Raw genomic sequence first — 16773 nt, 5'->3', positions numbered from 1 at the left:
TGTATGAAAAAGTTTAGTTATAAAGTCATAACCCTATCGCTGAGTTTACTTTTCATGCTTGGTGCATGTAAAGACTTAGACGATTTAAATGTTAACCCCAATTCGCCCTCCCCGGAAACAACCGACCTAAACTTGTTATTACCAACCGTAATTACAAGTTTAGGTGGTCAGGTAGTTGATCTGGGTTTTGGAAACCTTTCCGGAGTAATGCAGCACATGCAGCAAACAGGTTGGCAAGGTGGTTTCAATGCTTACGACTGGGCTTCGCCCGGCCAAAGTTGGAAAGACTATTACGGGATTTTGCGCAATGCCGATGAGTTGCACAAAAAAGCTGTGAAAGACGGATATAAGTATCATGAAGGCGTAGCGCTGATTATGAAAGCCTACACATTTGGCCTGATTGCCGACCTTTGGGGCGATGCTCCTTATACAGAGGCGTTGCGTGCGGAAGAAGGTTCAAAGTATTTCAAACCCGTTTTTGATAAGCAACAGGATATTTATCACGGCATTCTTGCCGAGCTTGAAACTGCCAACACGCTTTTGGCACAAGAAGGTGGTCGGCCTATCAACGCAACTCAAGATGTACTTTTTGCAGGAAATGTAGCCAAATGGAGAAAGTTTGCCAATTCCCTGGCACTGCGTTATTATATGCGGCTGCAGGCCAAAGAACAAGCTTATGCGAAAGAAGGTATTGTTAAAATTGCTTCTGATCCGGCGAAGTATCCGTTGATTACCTCAGCCGCAGACGATGCCAATGTTAGTTACCCGGGAACAGCCAATGCGGCATGGCCTACAAACATGGTGTTTAGCACTGCACCCGATGGCGAATACATGCGCAGAAAACCAGCTTCCACATTGGTAGAGGCGCTTAAAAGTTTAAAGGATCCGCGCATTGCCGTTTGGTTCGATAAGGTTCCGCAGCCGCTCGTGCTTGTACCAGGTACAAACGTCAGCAGGGCCAGCGCCGACGGTAAAACATGGGAGATTTCGGCTGATATAGCTAAAAATTACGAAACCACCTATAACACTCCCCTGAATTACAGCACCGATTACATTGGTATTCCTCCGGCAATTGGAGGGGCAATGTTTTACAATCTTCAAATGGAAGGTGGAGTAAGCGGGCAAGGCCGCTACAACGCGCACATATCGCAAATAAACAGCATGTACAAAAATGCAACAGGCGATTTGTTGGAGATGCGACTCATATCAGCGGCCGAAGTGAATTTCATTTTGGCCGAAGCAGCATCCTACACATGGATTACGGGAGCAGAAACGTATTATGCAAAAGGAATTCAGGAGTCGTTTAACGCATGGGGCGTTGGTGCAGGTTTTGCCGCCTACATTGCTGGTGCGCCTTACAATGGTCTTCAAAGCATCATGCAACAAAAATGGATAGCCAGTTGGAGCGCTGCAGCCGAATCCTGGTTCGACTGGCGCAGAACAGGCTTGCCCGCATTGAAAGCCGGCCCTTCGGCCGCAAGGTCAGTTTTGCCACTACGTTTTTACTATAGCCTTGATGATGATTTAAACACCAACACCGATAATGCAACAGCAGCGATAGCAAACCTTGTGCGTACGCCCCATGCGAGCAGCGACCCTACTAATAACAGCGCATGGTCAAAAACATGGTTGTTGGAAGGGACGGGAAAGCCTTATTGATCAATGAATAATATTGGAATAAAATAACGGTGCGGGTGATTGAAAAATTACCCGCATTTACATAACAACCTGCACCAATGAACAAGAAAAGACTTGTAACCCTTCTTTATTTTATTTGCCATGTTACGCTGGTGGGTTACGCCCAGCATTTCAAAGCCGGTGCTGCCCTTCGCAATATCACTCCTAATCCATTATTGCCCGTGTCCGGTGGAATCGGCACACCAAAAAAAACCGTCGAAAAAAATGGAGATCTGTTTGTCAGAGCGCTGGTGATTCAAAAAGGAGATACGAAGGTCGCAATCGTCAATGTTGACAATCTCGGTTGGCCGGCTGCCCTGGGAAATAAATCCAGAGCGCTCATTAAGGGAATAAAGCCTGAAAATGTACTCATTGGTGCAACACATACACACAGCGGGCCCGATGCTTACGGCTTCCCGAATGAGAAGGGGGAGTCTTTTGCGGATATGAAATACCTGGACGATTGTGTTAAGAAAATTGCTGACGCAGTCAACGAGGCTTCCGGAAAGCTGGAAGACGCGTCTCTTAAAATTGCTGTGGGTGAGGCAAAAGGCAAAATTGCCTACAATTATTATGCAGATCAGCTTTATGATCCCCGTTGCGGGATAATTCAGGCGATTGCCAGTTCTGGTGCAAATAAAGGAAAAGCAATTGCAACCCTGGTAAATTATGCAATTCATCCTGAGGTGATTGGTTCGGGAAGAGGGATTTTAAGCCCTGATCTTTGTGGGCCATTATATGACCGCATTGAAGCAAAAGGAGGAGGAGTTGCCCTTTTTATGAACGGCGCACAAGGTGGAATGGTGACGGCAGATAACCGCAGAGAAAATAGGGAAGAAGCAAATAACTGGGAGGAATGCAAGCGAATAGGAGAGTTGCTGGCCGACGAAGCATTGCGCATTGTGGACGGTGCAGCTTTGCAGGAAAATCCTTCACTTTTCTGTGCCTCACGCCAAATTGAATTTCCGGTAGATTCTGAAATTATGCGTTTTATCCTCAAAAATTCGCCGATAAAAAATAAAATGTCGGGCGAAAACAGGGTCGCGACCCAACTCAATCTTCTGAACATCGGAACAGCCCAGATCCTGACAGTGCCAGGAGAAGCATTGCCCAACATAGGCTATTACGTAAAGCGGAAAATGAATACCAAACAGCCATTTCTTTTCGGGCTTACAAATGACGCCTTTGGGTATATGCTGGCAAAAGTAGATTTTAATAGTTTTAAACGATACGAATATGTAAGCAGAACAAGTTTAGGGGAAATGACCGGAGAAATTTATATGGAGCAAGCATTGAAGCTAATCGCAGAGAGTCCCCGACCGGATTGATTTTGAGGCTTTGTCGCTCCGGTCTGCGCGACCCGGTCTGCGTGACCCGGTCTGAACGTGGTCTGAACGGACATCGCCTAAACTCGTTCAGCCCGTAAAAATACGTTCAGCCCGAAACGCTTGAAAACGGTCAGACCCAAAACAAAAAAATTGAATCAAACAATATTTCAAAACAATAAAAACCTCACCTATGTTTAAAAATATCACCAATCTCGTAACCGGTTTATTTCTTCTTCAATTCATTGTTTTCAATACAAATGCACAAAAAACGATCACGCCTGAAACGGCGCTGGAAAGCTATCTCAACAACGGAGATAAGTCTTTGAAATGGGAGTTGAAAGACGAATACAAAAAGGACAATCTGACGATTTACAACATATTGCTCACCTCCCAGAAATGGCGGGAATTCACCTGGACGCATCAACTCACGGTGATTGTTCCCAAAGAAAACAGGCATGACGGCGCTCTGCTTTTCATAACAGGAGGTTCCAATAAAGATGAACTTCCGAATTGGAATAGCAAAAAAGATGACAAACTCATTGAGTCGCTTTCGGGTGTTGCGTCAGCAAACAGTTCTATTGTGGTACAACTGAAACAAACACCCAATCAGCCGTTTTTTGGAGATCTTACCGAAGATGCGTTGATTTCTTACACGCTTCATAACTGGAAAAAAGACAAGGATTACAGCTGGCCGCTGTTGTTTCCAATGGTGAAAAGTGCAGTGCGGGCGATGGACGTTGTTCAGGAATTTTCAAAACAAAAGCTCAAACATGAGGTAAAGAAATTTGTGGTTTCAGGTGCTTCCAAACGTGGGTGGACAACCTGGCTAACCGGTGCGAGCGACAAACGTGTGGCTGCCATTGCACCCATGGTAATTGATATTTTGAACATGCCAATCAGTTTGGACTACCAGATCAAATCCTGGGGTGATTACAGCGTGCAGATCGAAGATTATGTGAAGCTGGGTATTCCACAGTCAACTGGTACTACTGACGGCGAGGCGATAACTAAAATGATTGACCCGTATTCGTATCGCGCCAAACTGACGATGCCAAAGCTGATTTTTATGGGAACCAATGATGAATATTGGGTGGTGGACAATATCAAAAATTACCTAAAAAATATTCCAGGTGAAAACAACCTGCATTACGTTCCTAATGCAGGGCATGACTTGGGTGGAGGAGAACAAGCCATGGAGGCGCTGAGTGCTTTTTATGGATCGACGTTGAATAAAACACCTTTTACCGTTTGCGACTGGACGCAATCAGTAAGCAAAAAGAATATCAAACTTGATATCACGGCAACATCGGATGCGCTTGTAGATGTGATTTTGTGGTCGGCCAACTCACCGGATCAGGATCTTAGGAACGACACCTGGACGAGCAGAAGTCTTGGCATTAAAAATAAATCCAAAATACAAGTCACTGAACCTCTTCCTAAAACCGGCTTTAAGGCCATTTATGTGGATTTAAAATATAAAAACAAAGCAGGAGCTACTTACACGGAAAGTACCCGCGTGTTTCTGGCAGATGAAAATGCAGTTTTATAAAGGAGCTTGTGGCAATAAGCTGTAAGCGTTTAGCGAAGCAAACAGAAAATTAGTAGTACATAAAAAGTTAAGGATGTGCTACTAATTACGATTTATCAATCAACGTCTCTGAACAATTATCAAATCTGATTTTTTTAACAAAATGAAAAATACCCTCCTCTGTTTTATCTTTTTACTTACATTTTTATCCTGCAAAAAAAGCAATTCGCCAGGTAACGGCACAGTTAAAGATGTGGTGGATGGTGCTGTAACCCGACTTTATGAAAAGCTCACAGCATCCGAGCTTGATACCATTTCTGATTCATACATCAGGCAATTTTTAACAGCAGATGAAAAGGATATTCTTGCCAAAAACTTCTGGAAATTTAAAGTGAATGTTCCTGTTACGGTTTCTCTGATGCGCGATACTGCGCAGAAAATTGTACCCTTCTGGATTGAAGAAAGCGGGTTTAAGAAAACAGGATTATTTGTAAAAAACGAATCGTATACCTACGAAGTCTGGCAGAAGGATTTTGATCAGGGAGAAGTAGGGCTGGGTATTAATGGGTTCGACAAACACCGTCCGGTTTACTTCATAAGTGTCACTCCGCAGGACAAAAAAGACAGCCTCAAAGTAACGGACGTATATCCGGGAGAGTACAATCTTTCGGTGCTGAAAAAAGGCGCTTTTACTTATCACGACTGGGACGGGCTGATTTTGACCGAAGTTCCGACACAGTTGGAAGGTCAGGTATTGTTTACAACGGTTCGCGGACGGGCAAGGGAAGCGCATTTGACAGGTGCATTCAGGAGAACAGAAACTCCTTCATCTGACAAACCTGATCAGCTTTTGCTTACATGGAGTGCCGATCCCAAAACGACCGTGAACGTGCAATGGAGAACCAATCCAACTGTAAAGGATGGTGTTGTTAAATACTGGAAGATCGGGAAAACGGATACATTATCCACAACAGCAACGGCCTTTGAAATGGAAGACCGGCTTTTGCAGAATGACAGATACGTTAAAAGATTTACTGCAAAACTATCCGGACTGGCTCCGGGATCTGAATATCAGTACAAAGTCGGATCGAAAAACGGAAACTGGTCTGATGTTGCAGGTTTTAGAACTGAAAATGCAACCAATGATGGCTTTTCTTTCATCTGGTTTGGCGACACGCATTATTCCAAAATATGGGGTGACATGGCACAAAAAGCGTATCAACGACATCCTGATGCAGCATTTTACTCCATTGCTGGTGATTTGGTAAGCACTGGTTTACACCGCGATGAATGGGATGCGCTGTGGAATATTCAGGGGAATGTTTTTGCAAACCGGCCATTGATGCCTGTTCCCGGTAATCACGACAGCCAGGACGGACTGGGTGCCTGGATGTATAAGGAAATGTTTAGCCTGCCCGAGAATGGTCCGGAAAAGCTGCCAAAAGAAATGACGTATTCTTTTGTTTATCAGGATGCTTTGTTTTTGAATATAGACGGAACCTTGCCTGTGAAAGAGCAAACTGCCTGGATAGAAGCGCAGCTAAAAAGTAGCAAAGCCAAATGGAAATTTGCGATGTTCCATTTCCCTCCGTATAATTTCGTTGAACCCTATGACGAAATCATGCAGGAATGGTGTACACTCTTTGACAAATACCATGTGGATATGGTTATGAGCGGGCACATGCATTACTACCTGCGTACCAAACCAATGTATGTCGGGAAACCTGTCGCAGATCCTTCCAAAGGTACCATTTACACCATATCTATTAGTATTCCTGGCAAACAGGATGAATGGCCAGCCGAAGATTATGCGGTAGTACGTTATCCCGACGGTCCGTTGTATCAGCACATATCCATCAAAGGAAATAAGCTGGTGTACAAATCTCTGGATCCGGAAGGGAATGTTAAAGATGAGTTGGTGATAGAGAAGAAGTAACTTTTTATCAACCGTGTTTATTAAGATTTAGAACACGGTTGATATTTCATTTTCAATTCAATAGCTTCCTCTAACCCTCATTAACGATATATTCGAAACACAGGAGACGTGTTGTTGGTCTCATTGATCTCGTTAATTTTACCGGCACCGTCAGCAACTGCTACCAGCTCTATGGGGCCAGGGACGCTCATGCTTTCGCGGTCTAGCCAAACTGAACATCCACACCCACCTGCGACGGAAGGAAATGTGTGGCTAGCTCCTGGTTTTAGAATTCCGTTTCTATAAAAGCTTTTGACATAGCTATACTGATATCCCAAAATGGGGCCACCAACAGCGCCGATAGGGATTCTTTGGTATATTTTTATCTCGTCGTTAACGAGATCAGCCGTAGACTGGTTTCCAATATTGGATTCTACAAGTTTAAAGATAAATGCCCTGCCACCTGCACCATCGCCAATGCTTGGTGGTGTGGATGGATATCCAAAGTAGCTAATTGTAAGATCCGGACCGGTCAGTAATTTGGCATTAGCATTTATACTGTCAGCGGCTACTTCTGTCGCATTGTCAGCAACAGGAGTTGGCGTCTCCGGTGCGGAGCAACCCATAATCCCAGCCACGATAGCTGAGCCCATCAAAAATGTAGTTGACTTATTCATCGTAGTAGCTTTTGAAGTTAATATGATGATGTAAAATTGAGATTTCCCTGCCCACTTATCAATAACATATTAGGGTTAATCGCTATGGTTCTGATCATTGAAAGGTAGTGTGGGTTAAATGCATAAACAGCACAATTAGAGTTAGTTATTGTATTATTTATATCAGTAAAATATCAGTTACAAAAATATATAAGTGTCGATTATTGAAGAATATTATTTTATTAAAATTGATAAAAATAAAATAAACACTATTCTTTATTTATAAAATCAATATAAAATTTTGAATTGATAATTCTGTTTAATTATCGGTTAATTTTTGTTGTTTTTGCCTGCCCAATGGTTCTTATACTTGCATATCGGTTACTCGTAGCCAAGAACCTAACTATAAAAATTCATGCGGAAAAATTTACTGCTGAGCCTCCTCATGGTGTGCTCCTGCTGGCTGACGGTGTATGCCCAGCAAAAAAAAGTGACAGGTAAAGTCACATCTGCGGACGACGGGAGTGAACTTCCCGGTGTGTCCATTATTGTGAAGGGATCCAACGTAGGAACCAACACCGGTGCCGACGGAACCTATTCCATCGCTATTCCTGATGGTGCTGCAACCTTAATCTTTAGCTTTGTGGGAAGCGCCACGCAGGAGATTGTAGTTGGAAGCCGATCGGTGATCGACGTGAAACTAGCCAATGATACAAAAAGTCTTCAGGAAGTGGTTGTAACAGCTCAGGGTATTGCACGCGAGAAGCGGGCGCTGGGTTATGCAGTTGCCAATGTGGATAAAAAACTGATCGAGGACAGACCCCAATCAGATATTGGCCGTACGCTGCAGGGGAAAATTCCAGGTGTCAATATCACATCTACATCGGGTGTATCGGGAACGGGGACAAACATTATTATCCGTGGATATTCATCCATTACAGGCTCCAATCAGCCTTTATTTGTTGTAGATGGTGTACCATTTAACTCCAATACCAACTCGCGAGATGGCTTTACAGCAGGTGGTCAATCCGCATCCAGCCGTTTTCTGGATCTGGATCCAAACAGTATTGACAACATCAGCGTATTAAAGGGACTTGCTGCAACGGTTTTGTATGGAGATCAGGGTCGCAACGGGGTTATTTTGGTTACCACAAAAAACGGAACTCAAAAAAACAGACCGACTGAAATCTCCATTGCGCAGTCGATTTTTACCAATCAGGCACACCTACCGGACTACACCAGTACTTACGCGGGTGGTTTCAACCAGGCACCGGGATACTTTTTCAGTAACTGGGGCCCTCGTTTCGATGAAGTTCCTACGGGTTCACAACTACACCCTTTTACATACCTGACAAATGCTTCGCTTAAAGCAGCTTTTCCCGAGCTGGTAGGAACGGTATATGACTTCCGTCCCTATAGCGATAATGTTGAAAAATTCTTTCGTAAAGGTTTGATCTCCAATTCATCTTTAAATATTTCAGGTGGCGGAGAAAAGGTGAGCTACAATGCCTCCGTAGGGTATAACAACGAGCAGGGGTACATTCCGGGTAACAATCTTAAAAAACTGAATATCGGGATGGGGATCAATGCACAGCTGACCAAGAAAATCAGCCTGATGACATCGTTCAACTTTGCCAATACCGATCAGGTTTCGCCTCCTTTAAGTGCAGGACAGGGAAACAACACTTTGAGCGGGTTTCCTTCCATTATGGCCAATGTGATGTACACACCACTTAGTGTGGATCTGTGGGGAATGCCTTTTGAAAGTCCGGTGGATAATCGCAGTGTTTATTTCCGAAGCGGTAATGATATTCCCAATCCACGCTGGATGTTAAAATATTACAGCAATACAGGTAAAGTAAACCGTCTGTTCAACTCTACATCGCTTCGTGCTGAACTAGCCAAAGATCTGACATTGCTTTATCGGGTAGGTTTGGATACGTATACGGAAAGCCAGGAATATAAGTATAACAAAGGCGGTGTAGATTTTGTGAACGGCTGGTACGGAACCAATGAAATTGCCAATACGATCTGGGACAACAGTGTGATTTTATCTTACAACAAAAACGTAAGTGATAAACTGAGCTTTTCAGGAAAAATTGGTGGTAATCTTCGCAATGACAAGTTCAGATCGATGGCTACAACCAGCGAAAATCAGCTCGCATTCGGACTCATGCGTCATGCTAATTTTATCTCTACCGTGGCCAAAAATACCGAATCGGAAGAAACCAGAATGGGTATTTATGGCGAAATTACTACGGATATCAACAATTATCTTTTCCTGAACGTGGCTGGTCGTCATGACTGGACTTCAACGGTTGAAAAGGAAAATCGCACCATTTTTTATCCGTCGGGTAGCGTTTCTTTCGTACCAACTTCCGCTATTCCGGGGTTGGAGTCGGATGTGCTTAACTTCCTGAAATTAAGAGCTGGTGTGGGAACATCTGCGGGTTTTCCATCACCTTACAAAACGAGGAATATCCTGAACCAGGTAGCCCGTGCATTTGTGGACAGGTCTGGTAATGTATCTACAACGCATTCTGTAAGTGATGAATTAGGAAACCCCAATTTGAAACCTGAGCTACTGACAGAATATGAGTTTGGTGTTGAATCGAAGCTTTTTAATAACAAAGTAGGTGTGGATTTTACCATCTATCGCCGGGATACCCGCGATCTAATTACCCGTACGCCGCTTGATCCGTCAACTGGTTACACTTCTACGACCATCAACGTTGGTAAGCTTCGTAATGAAGGGATTGAACTTGGCTTAACTGCAACGCCAATTAAAGGTGAACGATTTAGCTGGGACATTAACCTGAACTATACCCGCAACAAACCAATCGTGAAAGAGCTGGGTGGTGGTTTGGATGAAGTGCAGGTTACAGGTTTCGGTGGTGGATTAGGTAATTATGCCATTCCGGGTGAACCCTTCAATGTTATAAAAGGTACAGCAATCCGTCGTGACGAGGCTGGTAATCCTATTATTGCTAGCAACGGATATTTATTGCAGGAAGCATCTCCGAGGATTCTGGGAGATCCTAATCCTGCCTTCACCACAGCGCTGATCAACACATTCAACTATCGTGGTTTCAGCCTGTCGGTGATGCTTGATTACCGTCATGGAGGCGCTATGTACTCCACCACGGCAGGTGCGCTGCTTGGTCGCGGTTTGACGAAGGATCTTGACATTGACCGTTCACAAGGATATATTTTCCCGGGTGTAACGCAGGAAGGTACGCCTAACACAACGCAGATCACTTCGTCGAATGTGTATTTTGATAACTACTATTTCTTTGGTGATGAAGGTCGTATGTACGATGGATCGACGATCCGTCTGCGTGAAGCTTCCCTGTCTTATTCTATCCCCAAGGCATTTTTGACCAAAACTCCTTTCAAATCGGTATCTCTGTCATTCTCGGGTAATAACCTGTGGTACAAAGCACTGCATTTTGAAAAACACCTCAATTTCGATACCGACAATTTGGGTCTCGGTGTAGGTAACGGTCTTGGATTTGAGTTCCTGACAGGCCCAAGTTCAAGAAGATTGGGAGGAACCTTGAGAGTAACATTTTAACAGCAACTTTACTGAATCATCATATGATAAGGAAAATCAAAATAATGTGGCTCGCAATGTTTGCGCTGTGTGTCACATCCTGTAAACTCGACTTGCTGGATAACCCCAATGAGGTAACGACAAGTAATACGAACATTAATTACCTGCTGAACCGGATTCAGCTCAACTATTCCGATTTTTTTAACAGTACCTCAAACACCGGAATGCGGTTAACCAGGATGCTCAATCAGGGGTCGGCCTTGTATGAGAATGCCTATGCACCATCGGGAGGTGATGGTTTGTGGACCAATTCGTATGCCAATATCCTGATTGACATTCAAACACTGATCCCGCTTGCGGAGTCATCCAACCTGCATATGCACGCCGGCATTGCCCGCCTGCTCAGAGGTTATGTTTTGGCTACTTTGGTTGATTATTACGGAGATGTGCCCTTGTCAGAAGCACTGAATTCGTCTAATTTCAATCCTGGTGTTGATCCGGCAACGTCGGTTTACGCAGCAGCGATGAAGGATGTCGACGACGCCATTGCAAACTTTGCGGCAACTTCAGCAGCTGCACCTGCCGATTATTTCTATGCAGGAAATGCAGATAGCTGGACACGTGCTGCCAAGACAATCAAGCTGAAATTGCTCTTTACCAAAAGACTTACTGACAATACTGTTGCAGCGGCTATCAACACGCTGATTGCTGAGGATAAACTAATCAAGAACGGTACTCAGAACTTTGCTTTCAAGTTTGGGACTTTGCTTTCTAATCCGGATAGCCGCCATCCCCGTTACCGCGATCAGTATTTGCCTACCGGTGGTGGAGATTATCAGGCTAATTTCTACATCTGGCACCTGTATTCAGGAAAAGGTTTTCCTGACCCGCGTATTCGCTACTACATGTACCGTCAAACGCTGACCAACACCACGACAACGAATGAATTGAGCTGTATCAATAATCAAAAGCCTGCTCATTATGCAAATGACATGGTATACTGTGTGCCTACATCGGTTGGCTACTGGGGACGCGATCACCTGAGCAACGAGGGTATTCCGCCAGATGGATTGCGTCGTACCGCATGGGGACTATACCCAATTGGTGGATTATATGATAACGATGCCGGCAGACCGGTAACCCAGGGCGGTGGAGCAGGCGGAGCTGGAATTCATCCAATCATGATGTCATCTTTTGTAGACTTTATGCTAGCCGAATCTGCTCTGACGATTAATACAACCGGAGCGCCTCGTGCCTTGCTGGAATCGGGGATCAGGAAATCGATGGCGGATGTTCGCAGCTTTGCTACAGCAACCATTGAAAATGCTTCCATCACTGCTTTTGAAACAAATAAAGCTATTGTGTGGTCCCAGGAAGTGGAAAAATATGTAACCAAAGTTTTGGAGCTTTATGATGCTGCGGCAACCAATGATGCCAAACTGGATGTGATCGCAAGAGAATACTGGTTGGCGCTTTATGGAAATGGCATTGAAGCTTACAATATGTACCGCAGAACGGGTAAGCCATCCAAAATGCAGCCTGCTTTGGAAGTGAATCCTGGTGCATTTGTTCGCTCACTTTACTATCCGGCAGCTGTTGTAAACCGTAATAATGCAGTTGTTCAGAAACCAAGTATTGCACAACCTGTATTCTGGGACAACAACCCTGCAACCCTGACTTTTTAAACCTGTTTAACATAGATCATTATGAAAAAGATAATCATAGCATTCATGTTACTGGGTGTGTTATCCTGCAAAACGGAGCTGATTGACAAAATAGACGTTTTTGCGCTTGAAACCGGTGCCTACATGCGCACCGTAGCACCCTGGCCATTAAACATTGCCAATGGTATTGTATATTCCAAAGCAGCATTAGGCGACGGAAATGTGAAAATGACGATTGAAGCGGTGGATCCTAAACAAGGCACTTTATTCACTTCTTACGACCTCACGGTGCGTTTTGTGGACAATTCAACTGCCAACGGTAATATGTCGAAACCTTACACAGCTTTGGAATCCCTTCCTGCATCAAGCTTCACCAAGGATGCGACGACGGGTTATCCAAGAAGAGAGATGACCCTGCCTGCGAGCACAATCCTGACTAAACTAGGGCTAACGGCAGCCGACGTATCTGCGGGAGACTACTTTGAAGTTCACGCAGTGATGCAATTGTCCGATGGCCGAAGCTTTACCGATGTCAATTCCGGAGGAGAAATTAAAGGTGGTGCTTATTATAAATCACCATTTTTCTACCGCATCACCGTAAATCCCTGACCTTATAATACCTCATACTCGTATTTATTAAATCGCCCTGGTTTTTTACCGGGGCATTTTTTTTGTGTTGGAATAAATAAACTTCACTCAAACCGCACCTGAGCGCCTTTCAACTCCTCATGCGAACTGATTGCAACAGCGGTGTACAATGCCACAATGGCCAGAAGAAACAGCAGATTAACAAACCAGCGATTGATGTTAAGTCCCCGATTTGTAAAAACAGGTTGGAATTTTCGGATCAGAAAATAAATTGCAATGATGTTGACAATGTAGAGGTATTGTTCCAGTCTGTAAATACTCAGAAATGCACCGGTGATCAAAATGCTCAAAAATGCATATAGGCTCAGGTGACCGAACAAAAAGTTGTGTATGTTACTGTAAGTAAGATTAACAGGTTTGTTTTTCTGTTTGAAATAAAAATAATAGAACCAGAATCCGGCGGAGATAGGAACAGCAAACAATGCAATCCATTGTACATTTTTGGTGACCGAAATGGCATCAATTGTTGGGCTAATTGCCGTGAGCATTTCGAAAATACGCTTTGTTTCAAAAGTCTGATCCCAGACAATAAATGGAATGATCAGTACCAGAATGGCAAGCGGAGCAATGAGTTTATTTCGGTTGATAGTCGCTTCGGATTTTGGCCAGTTGGATGTGAAAGTGCCATAAGCCATGCCTGCTCCTCCAAAGAAGCCAATGGAATATTCCATCACATTCCAGAAATTGAAGTGGATACCCGAAACATTTCCCATTACCTGCAAAAAGTTTCCAAACGAGAAACCGAAACCACCGCCTAATCCTGCAAAAATGGCTACACGGATGGCGCTATATTGTTGGTTTCGGATCATGAACCAAAACAGCGCGATCATCATCCCAAAACATGCCGCCCATGCTTCGGAGCGGGGAGGCGTCATGAGCCAGCCGAATTCTTCGATTAGCAGGTAATAAAAAATAACAGCAGATGCGGTCATTTCAGTCAGCAAACGGTGCCATTTCACCGGTTTCGTGGGTGTCTCAGCGAGCATCAGCCCAAACATTCCGCCTCCCAGTAAACCGAATAACCCGCCGATTACAAACAACATTAAACAGCCATAATACACATTGCCAAAATCGGAACCACGACCATAACCCACCACGATACCGTAACTGATGATCCCGCCAATTCCCCAGCCTGCCGCCGAAGCAAGAGCGAGTTGCAATGTCTTAGAATACCAGTCGGGGCGCTTTGCCAGGAGAACAATGCTAACGGCAATAATGCTTCCCGCCCAGGCAGCTCCCTGCTCATGCCCGAACTGGCCACGAATAGCCCATGCTGTACCGAACGATGCTCCGGCGATGATGAGGGAATAAATCAATTGTCTGTTCATAGTGAAAAGGGATTTGATGTATTACTTTTTGAGTACAAAATCGGACTATATTGGTAGCTCTCAGGCAGTAGTCTTATTTCAAATTTTCCAGTAATAACATTTAGAGAAAACACGTGAACCACAAATAGCAATGATTCAAAAACTCGCAATAAACGGAGGAGAGAAGAGTGTTAACAAAAGCTTTCCCTGGCCAATACACGAAGAAACCGAAGCAGATGCAGTTGCTGAAATTGTGCGTAGCGGAAAGTGGGGAAATCCGGATTGTGGAGATGAGGTAGAGAAATTTGAGAAGGAATTTGCAGCTTTTTGTGGTTCAAAATATGCAATCACCTGCGTAAACGGTTCCGTGTCGCTTCGACTCGCACTGATCGCCTGCGGTGTGAAGCCGGGTGATGAAGTTATCGTCCCACCTTATACGTTTATTACAACCGCCTCTTCCGTTATTGAATGCAACTGTGTTCCGGTTTTTGTTGATATTGATCCAGAGACTTATAACATAGACCCCAAAGCAATAGAAGCAGCGATTACGGTACGGACCAAGGCGATTATTCCCGTACATTTTGGTGGACTTGCCTGTGACATGGATGCAATTTTGGACATTGCCAAAAGATATAATTTACGTGTCATTGAGGATGCTGCACATGCGCATGGAGCAGAATACAAAGGCAAAAAACTTGGTTCAATAGGAGATGTGGGTAGTTTCAGTTTTCAGTCATCCAAAAATCTCACTGCCGGTGAAGGTGGTGTTGTCATTACGGATGACGATGAACTGTATGCCATGATGCGTTCGCTGAGAAATGTCGGGAGAATAGAAGGCGGACAGTGGTATGATCATTACAATCCGGGTTGCAATTACCGAATTACACAAATGCAGGCCGTTTTACTCTCTTGTCAGCTGAAACGTTTGGCTGAACAGACGAAAAGAAGGAATGAAAATGGGTTATATTTGAATACGTTACTTGCGGAAATAGATGGAATTATGCCATTGAAACGAGGTGAAGAAATCACCATGCATAGTTATCATATCTATATTTTTAAATACGATGCATCCAAATTCGGCGACCTGACCAAAGATCAGTTTGCTGAGCTATTGGCCGCCGAGGGAGTGCCCTGTTTCAAGGGCTATCCGCATCCGTTATACAAACAGCCCCTTTTTCAAAACAAAAACTTCATGTGTTACGCCATTCCCGAAACGGTTGACTACACCTCGGTGAACTGCCCCGTAGCGGAACAGGCATGTGCAACTGATGCTGTATGGATTTTACAGCATGCCATGCTAGGCGAGCCGGGAGATATGGTAGCGTTTGCGGGGGCGATACGGAAGATTCAGGAAGCTTCAATATAACCTTAGATCTTTGCCCTTCAGCCTCTAAACACCAAACTGCGTTAAATGATGGTTCAGGTGTTTGTAAAACATGTTATTCCATTCTGTTGCGTTTAGCGGACCGAAGGAGTGAGACTCTTTGCCATCGAAATGTTTTTCGCCCAATGCCTGTGTACGGCTGATGTATTCCGTCAGTCTGGCTTTTTCTTTATCAAAATCCCGTGCGTCGGACACCAGAAAAGCGGGAGCAGTACGTGAATTCCGGCTATAAGGAGTCTCGCTGGTAACTGTATTTTTAATGAAAGATTTTAGAATGAACTTCATCAGGAAATTGGGCTTTGGGTGAATGTCTTCATAAATCATTTCGTATGTAACGTTGCAATGGGCCAGCATTTGTGAAACACTCATTTTACCCCATGCAGGTTGTGTTTCTTGGTTTAACTTGTTAATCCGGCTTATTACTTCGTCGGAAACGGGTTTGGTGAAAATGTTGGCAAGTGCCATAGGAGTGTTTAGTTATTGTTGATATAAGTGGAAATATTACTCTTTAAATTTAAAGAAATATTTATCTAAAATAAACTTTCACTAATTATTGAAAGTTTAAAAACTTGTTTACATTTGTCTATGGAATTGAACGAAGCAAAGCAAAAATTCATAGAGGCCTGGGGCAAATTGGGGTCGGAGTGGGGGATAAACCGCACGATGGCTCAGATCCACGCTTTGCTGCTCATTTCACCGGATGCTCTGACAACCGAGGAGATCATGGAAACGCTGAGTATTTCCCGAGGAAACGCGAACATGACACTCCGGGATTTGATCGGCTGGGGGTTGATTGAAAAACAACATCGGGCCGGAGAGCGGAAAGAATATTTTTATGCTGATAAGGATACGTGGAATATTGCCCGACAAGTAGCAAAAGAAAGGCGTAAGCGAGAACTGGATCCTGTATTAAAGGTTTTGGATGAAATAAGCAAGGTGGAAGGAGATCTCAAAGATCCTGAATTTGCGACGTTTTATAAATCTGTGACGGATATTAACAAGCTAGCCAAAAATGTAGATAAAACGCTTGATACGATGCTGAAAGCTGAGGAAAGCTGGTTTTGGGGATCCATTTTTAAAATGTTTAAATAGGACCTATTTTTTTATTTAAAA

The 16773-nt window shown here is 44.0% G+C and carries 12 protein-coding genes; 9 read left to right on the top strand and 3 right to left on the bottom strand.

Going from position 1 to position 16773, the window contains the following annotated elements:
• Positions 1 to 3 precede the first annotated feature (3 nt).
• From LZG71_RS15990 to LZG71_RS15975, 4 genes are all read left to right on the top strand, one after another.
• A complete protein-coding gene (locus LZG71_RS15990; RefSeq protein ID WP_233821975.1) occupies positions 4 to 1659 on the top strand; it encodes a SusD/RagB family nutrient-binding outer membrane lipoprotein in 1656 nt (551 codons plus the stop codon).
• A 77-nt stretch (positions 1660 to 1736) separates the two neighbouring features.
• Positions 1737 to 3005, top strand: a complete 1269-nt coding sequence (locus LZG71_RS15985; RefSeq protein ID WP_233821974.1) for a hypothetical protein — start codon at positions 1737 to 1739, stop codon at positions 3003 to 3005.
• A 190-nt stretch (positions 3006 to 3195) separates the two neighbouring features.
• Complete coding sequence (locus LZG71_RS15980; protein ID WP_233821973.1) at positions 3196 to 4554, top strand: PhoPQ-activated pathogenicity-related family protein; 1359 nt, start codon at positions 3196 to 3198, stop codon at positions 4552 to 4554.
• A 142-nt stretch (positions 4555 to 4696) separates the two neighbouring features.
• A complete protein-coding gene (locus LZG71_RS15975; RefSeq protein ID WP_233821972.1) occupies positions 4697 to 6469 on the top strand; it encodes a metallophosphoesterase family protein in 1773 nt (590 codons plus the stop codon).
• An 80-nt stretch (positions 6470 to 6549) separates the two neighbouring features.
• Here LZG71_RS15975 and LZG71_RS15970 read toward each other — a convergent pair whose 3' ends face one another.
• A complete protein-coding gene (locus tag LZG71_RS15970) occupies positions 6550 to 7125 on the bottom strand; it encodes a hypothetical protein (RefSeq protein WP_233821971.1) in 576 nt (191 codons plus the stop codon).
• 394 nt (positions 7126 to 7519) lie between these two features.
• Here LZG71_RS15970 and LZG71_RS15965 point away from each other — a divergent pair, with 394 nt between their 5' ends.
• The 3 genes from LZG71_RS15965 to LZG71_RS15955 are packed head-to-tail and all read left to right on the top strand — an operon-like array spanning position 7520 to position 12930.
• The gene (locus LZG71_RS15965; RefSeq protein ID WP_233821970.1) at positions 7520 to 10678 is read left to right on the top strand and encodes a SusC/RagA family TonB-linked outer membrane protein; all 3159 of its coding nucleotides are present in this window, start codon (positions 7520 to 7522) and stop codon (positions 10676 to 10678) included.
• 23 nt (positions 10679 to 10701) lie between these two features.
• The gene (locus tag LZG71_RS15960; protein ID WP_233821969.1) at positions 10702 to 12342 is read left to right on the top strand and encodes a SusD/RagB family nutrient-binding outer membrane lipoprotein; all 1641 of its coding nucleotides are present in this window, start codon (positions 10702 to 10704) and stop codon (positions 12340 to 12342) included.
• Positions 12343 to 12363: 21 nt separating this feature from the next.
• Positions 12364 to 12930, top strand: a complete 567-nt coding sequence (locus LZG71_RS15955) for a hypothetical protein (protein ID WP_233821968.1) — start codon at positions 12364 to 12366, stop codon at positions 12928 to 12930.
• Between the two features lie 83 nt (positions 12931 to 13013).
• Here the strand turns inward: LZG71_RS15955 and LZG71_RS15950 are convergent, their stop codons facing one another.
• Entirely contained in the window at positions 13014 to 14297 is a 1284-nt protein-coding gene (locus LZG71_RS15950; RefSeq protein ID WP_233821967.1) for a hypothetical protein, read from the bottom strand.
• 130 nt (positions 14298 to 14427) lie between these two features.
• Here LZG71_RS15950 and LZG71_RS15945 point away from each other — a divergent pair, with 130 nt between their 5' ends.
• Complete coding sequence (locus LZG71_RS15945; RefSeq protein ID WP_233821966.1) at positions 14428 to 15642, top strand: DegT/DnrJ/EryC1/StrS aminotransferase family protein; 1215 nt, start codon at positions 14428 to 14430, stop codon at positions 15640 to 15642.
• Positions 15643 to 15666: 24 nt separating this feature from the next.
• Here LZG71_RS15945 and LZG71_RS15940 read toward each other — a convergent pair whose 3' ends face one another.
• Positions 15667 to 16125, bottom strand: a complete 459-nt coding sequence (locus LZG71_RS15940; RefSeq protein WP_233821965.1) for a DUF1569 domain-containing protein — start codon at positions 16123 to 16125, stop codon at positions 15667 to 15669.
• Between the two features lie 120 nt (positions 16126 to 16245).
• On the opposite strand from LZG71_RS15940, the gene LZG71_RS15935 reads away from it, so the two are divergent.
• Positions 16246 to 16752 carry a GbsR/MarR family transcriptional regulator gene (locus tag LZG71_RS15935; protein ID WP_233821964.1) on the top strand — a complete coding sequence of 169 codons (507 nt, stop codon included), beginning with the start codon at positions 16246 to 16248 and terminating at the stop codon, positions 16750 to 16752.
• Positions 16753 to 16773: the final 21 nt, after the last annotated feature.

Origin of the sequence: Dyadobacter sp. CY312 (genome assembly GCF_021390535.1) — a bacterium.
Lineage (GTDB): Bacteria > Bacteroidota > Bacteroidia > Cytophagales > Spirosomataceae > Dyadobacter.
This window is presented reverse-complemented; position numbering and strand designations above follow the sequence as displayed.

What these genes read in the sequence shown, in the direction of transcription:
- LZG71_RS15940 (WP_233821965.1), bottom strand. Translation starts at nt 16,125, where the DNA reads ATGGCACTTGCCAACATTTTCACCAAACCCGTTTCCGACGAAGTAATA.
- LZG71_RS15950 (WP_233821967.1), bottom strand. Translation starts at nt 14,297, where the DNA reads ATGAACAGACAATTGATTTATTCCCTCATCATCGCCGGAGCATCGTTC.
- LZG71_RS15985 (WP_233821974.1), top strand. Translation starts at nt 1,737, where the DNA reads ATGAACAAGAAAAGACTTGTAACCCTTCTTTATTTTATTTGCCATGTT.
- LZG71_RS15935 (WP_233821964.1), top strand. Translation starts at nt 16,246, where the DNA reads ATGGAATTGAACGAAGCAAAGCAAAAATTCATAGAGGCCTGGGGCAAA.
- LZG71_RS15945 (WP_233821966.1), top strand. Translation starts at nt 14,428, where the DNA reads ATGATTCAAAAACTCGCAATAAACGGAGGAGAGAAGAGTGTTAACAAA.
- LZG71_RS15980 (WP_233821973.1), top strand. Translation starts at nt 3,196, where the DNA reads ATGTTTAAAAATATCACCAATCTCGTAACCGGTTTATTTCTTCTTCAA.
- LZG71_RS15975 (WP_233821972.1), top strand. Translation starts at nt 4,697, where the DNA reads ATGAAAAATACCCTCCTCTGTTTTATCTTTTTACTTACATTTTTATCC.
- LZG71_RS15960 (WP_233821969.1), top strand. Translation starts at nt 10,702, where the DNA reads ATGATAAGGAAAATCAAAATAATGTGGCTCGCAATGTTTGCGCTGTGT.
- LZG71_RS15955 (WP_233821968.1), top strand. Translation starts at nt 12,364, where the DNA reads ATGAAAAAGATAATCATAGCATTCATGTTACTGGGTGTGTTATCCTGC.
- LZG71_RS15990 (WP_233821975.1), top strand. Translation starts at nt 4, where the DNA reads ATGAAAAAGTTTAGTTATAAAGTCATAACCCTATCGCTGAGTTTACTT.
- LZG71_RS15965 (WP_233821970.1), top strand. Translation starts at nt 7,520, where the DNA reads ATGCGGAAAAATTTACTGCTGAGCCTCCTCATGGTGTGCTCCTGCTGG.
- LZG71_RS15970 (WP_233821971.1), bottom strand. Translation starts at nt 7,125, where the DNA reads ATGAATAAGTCAACTACATTTTTGATGGGCTCAGCTATCGTGGCTGGG.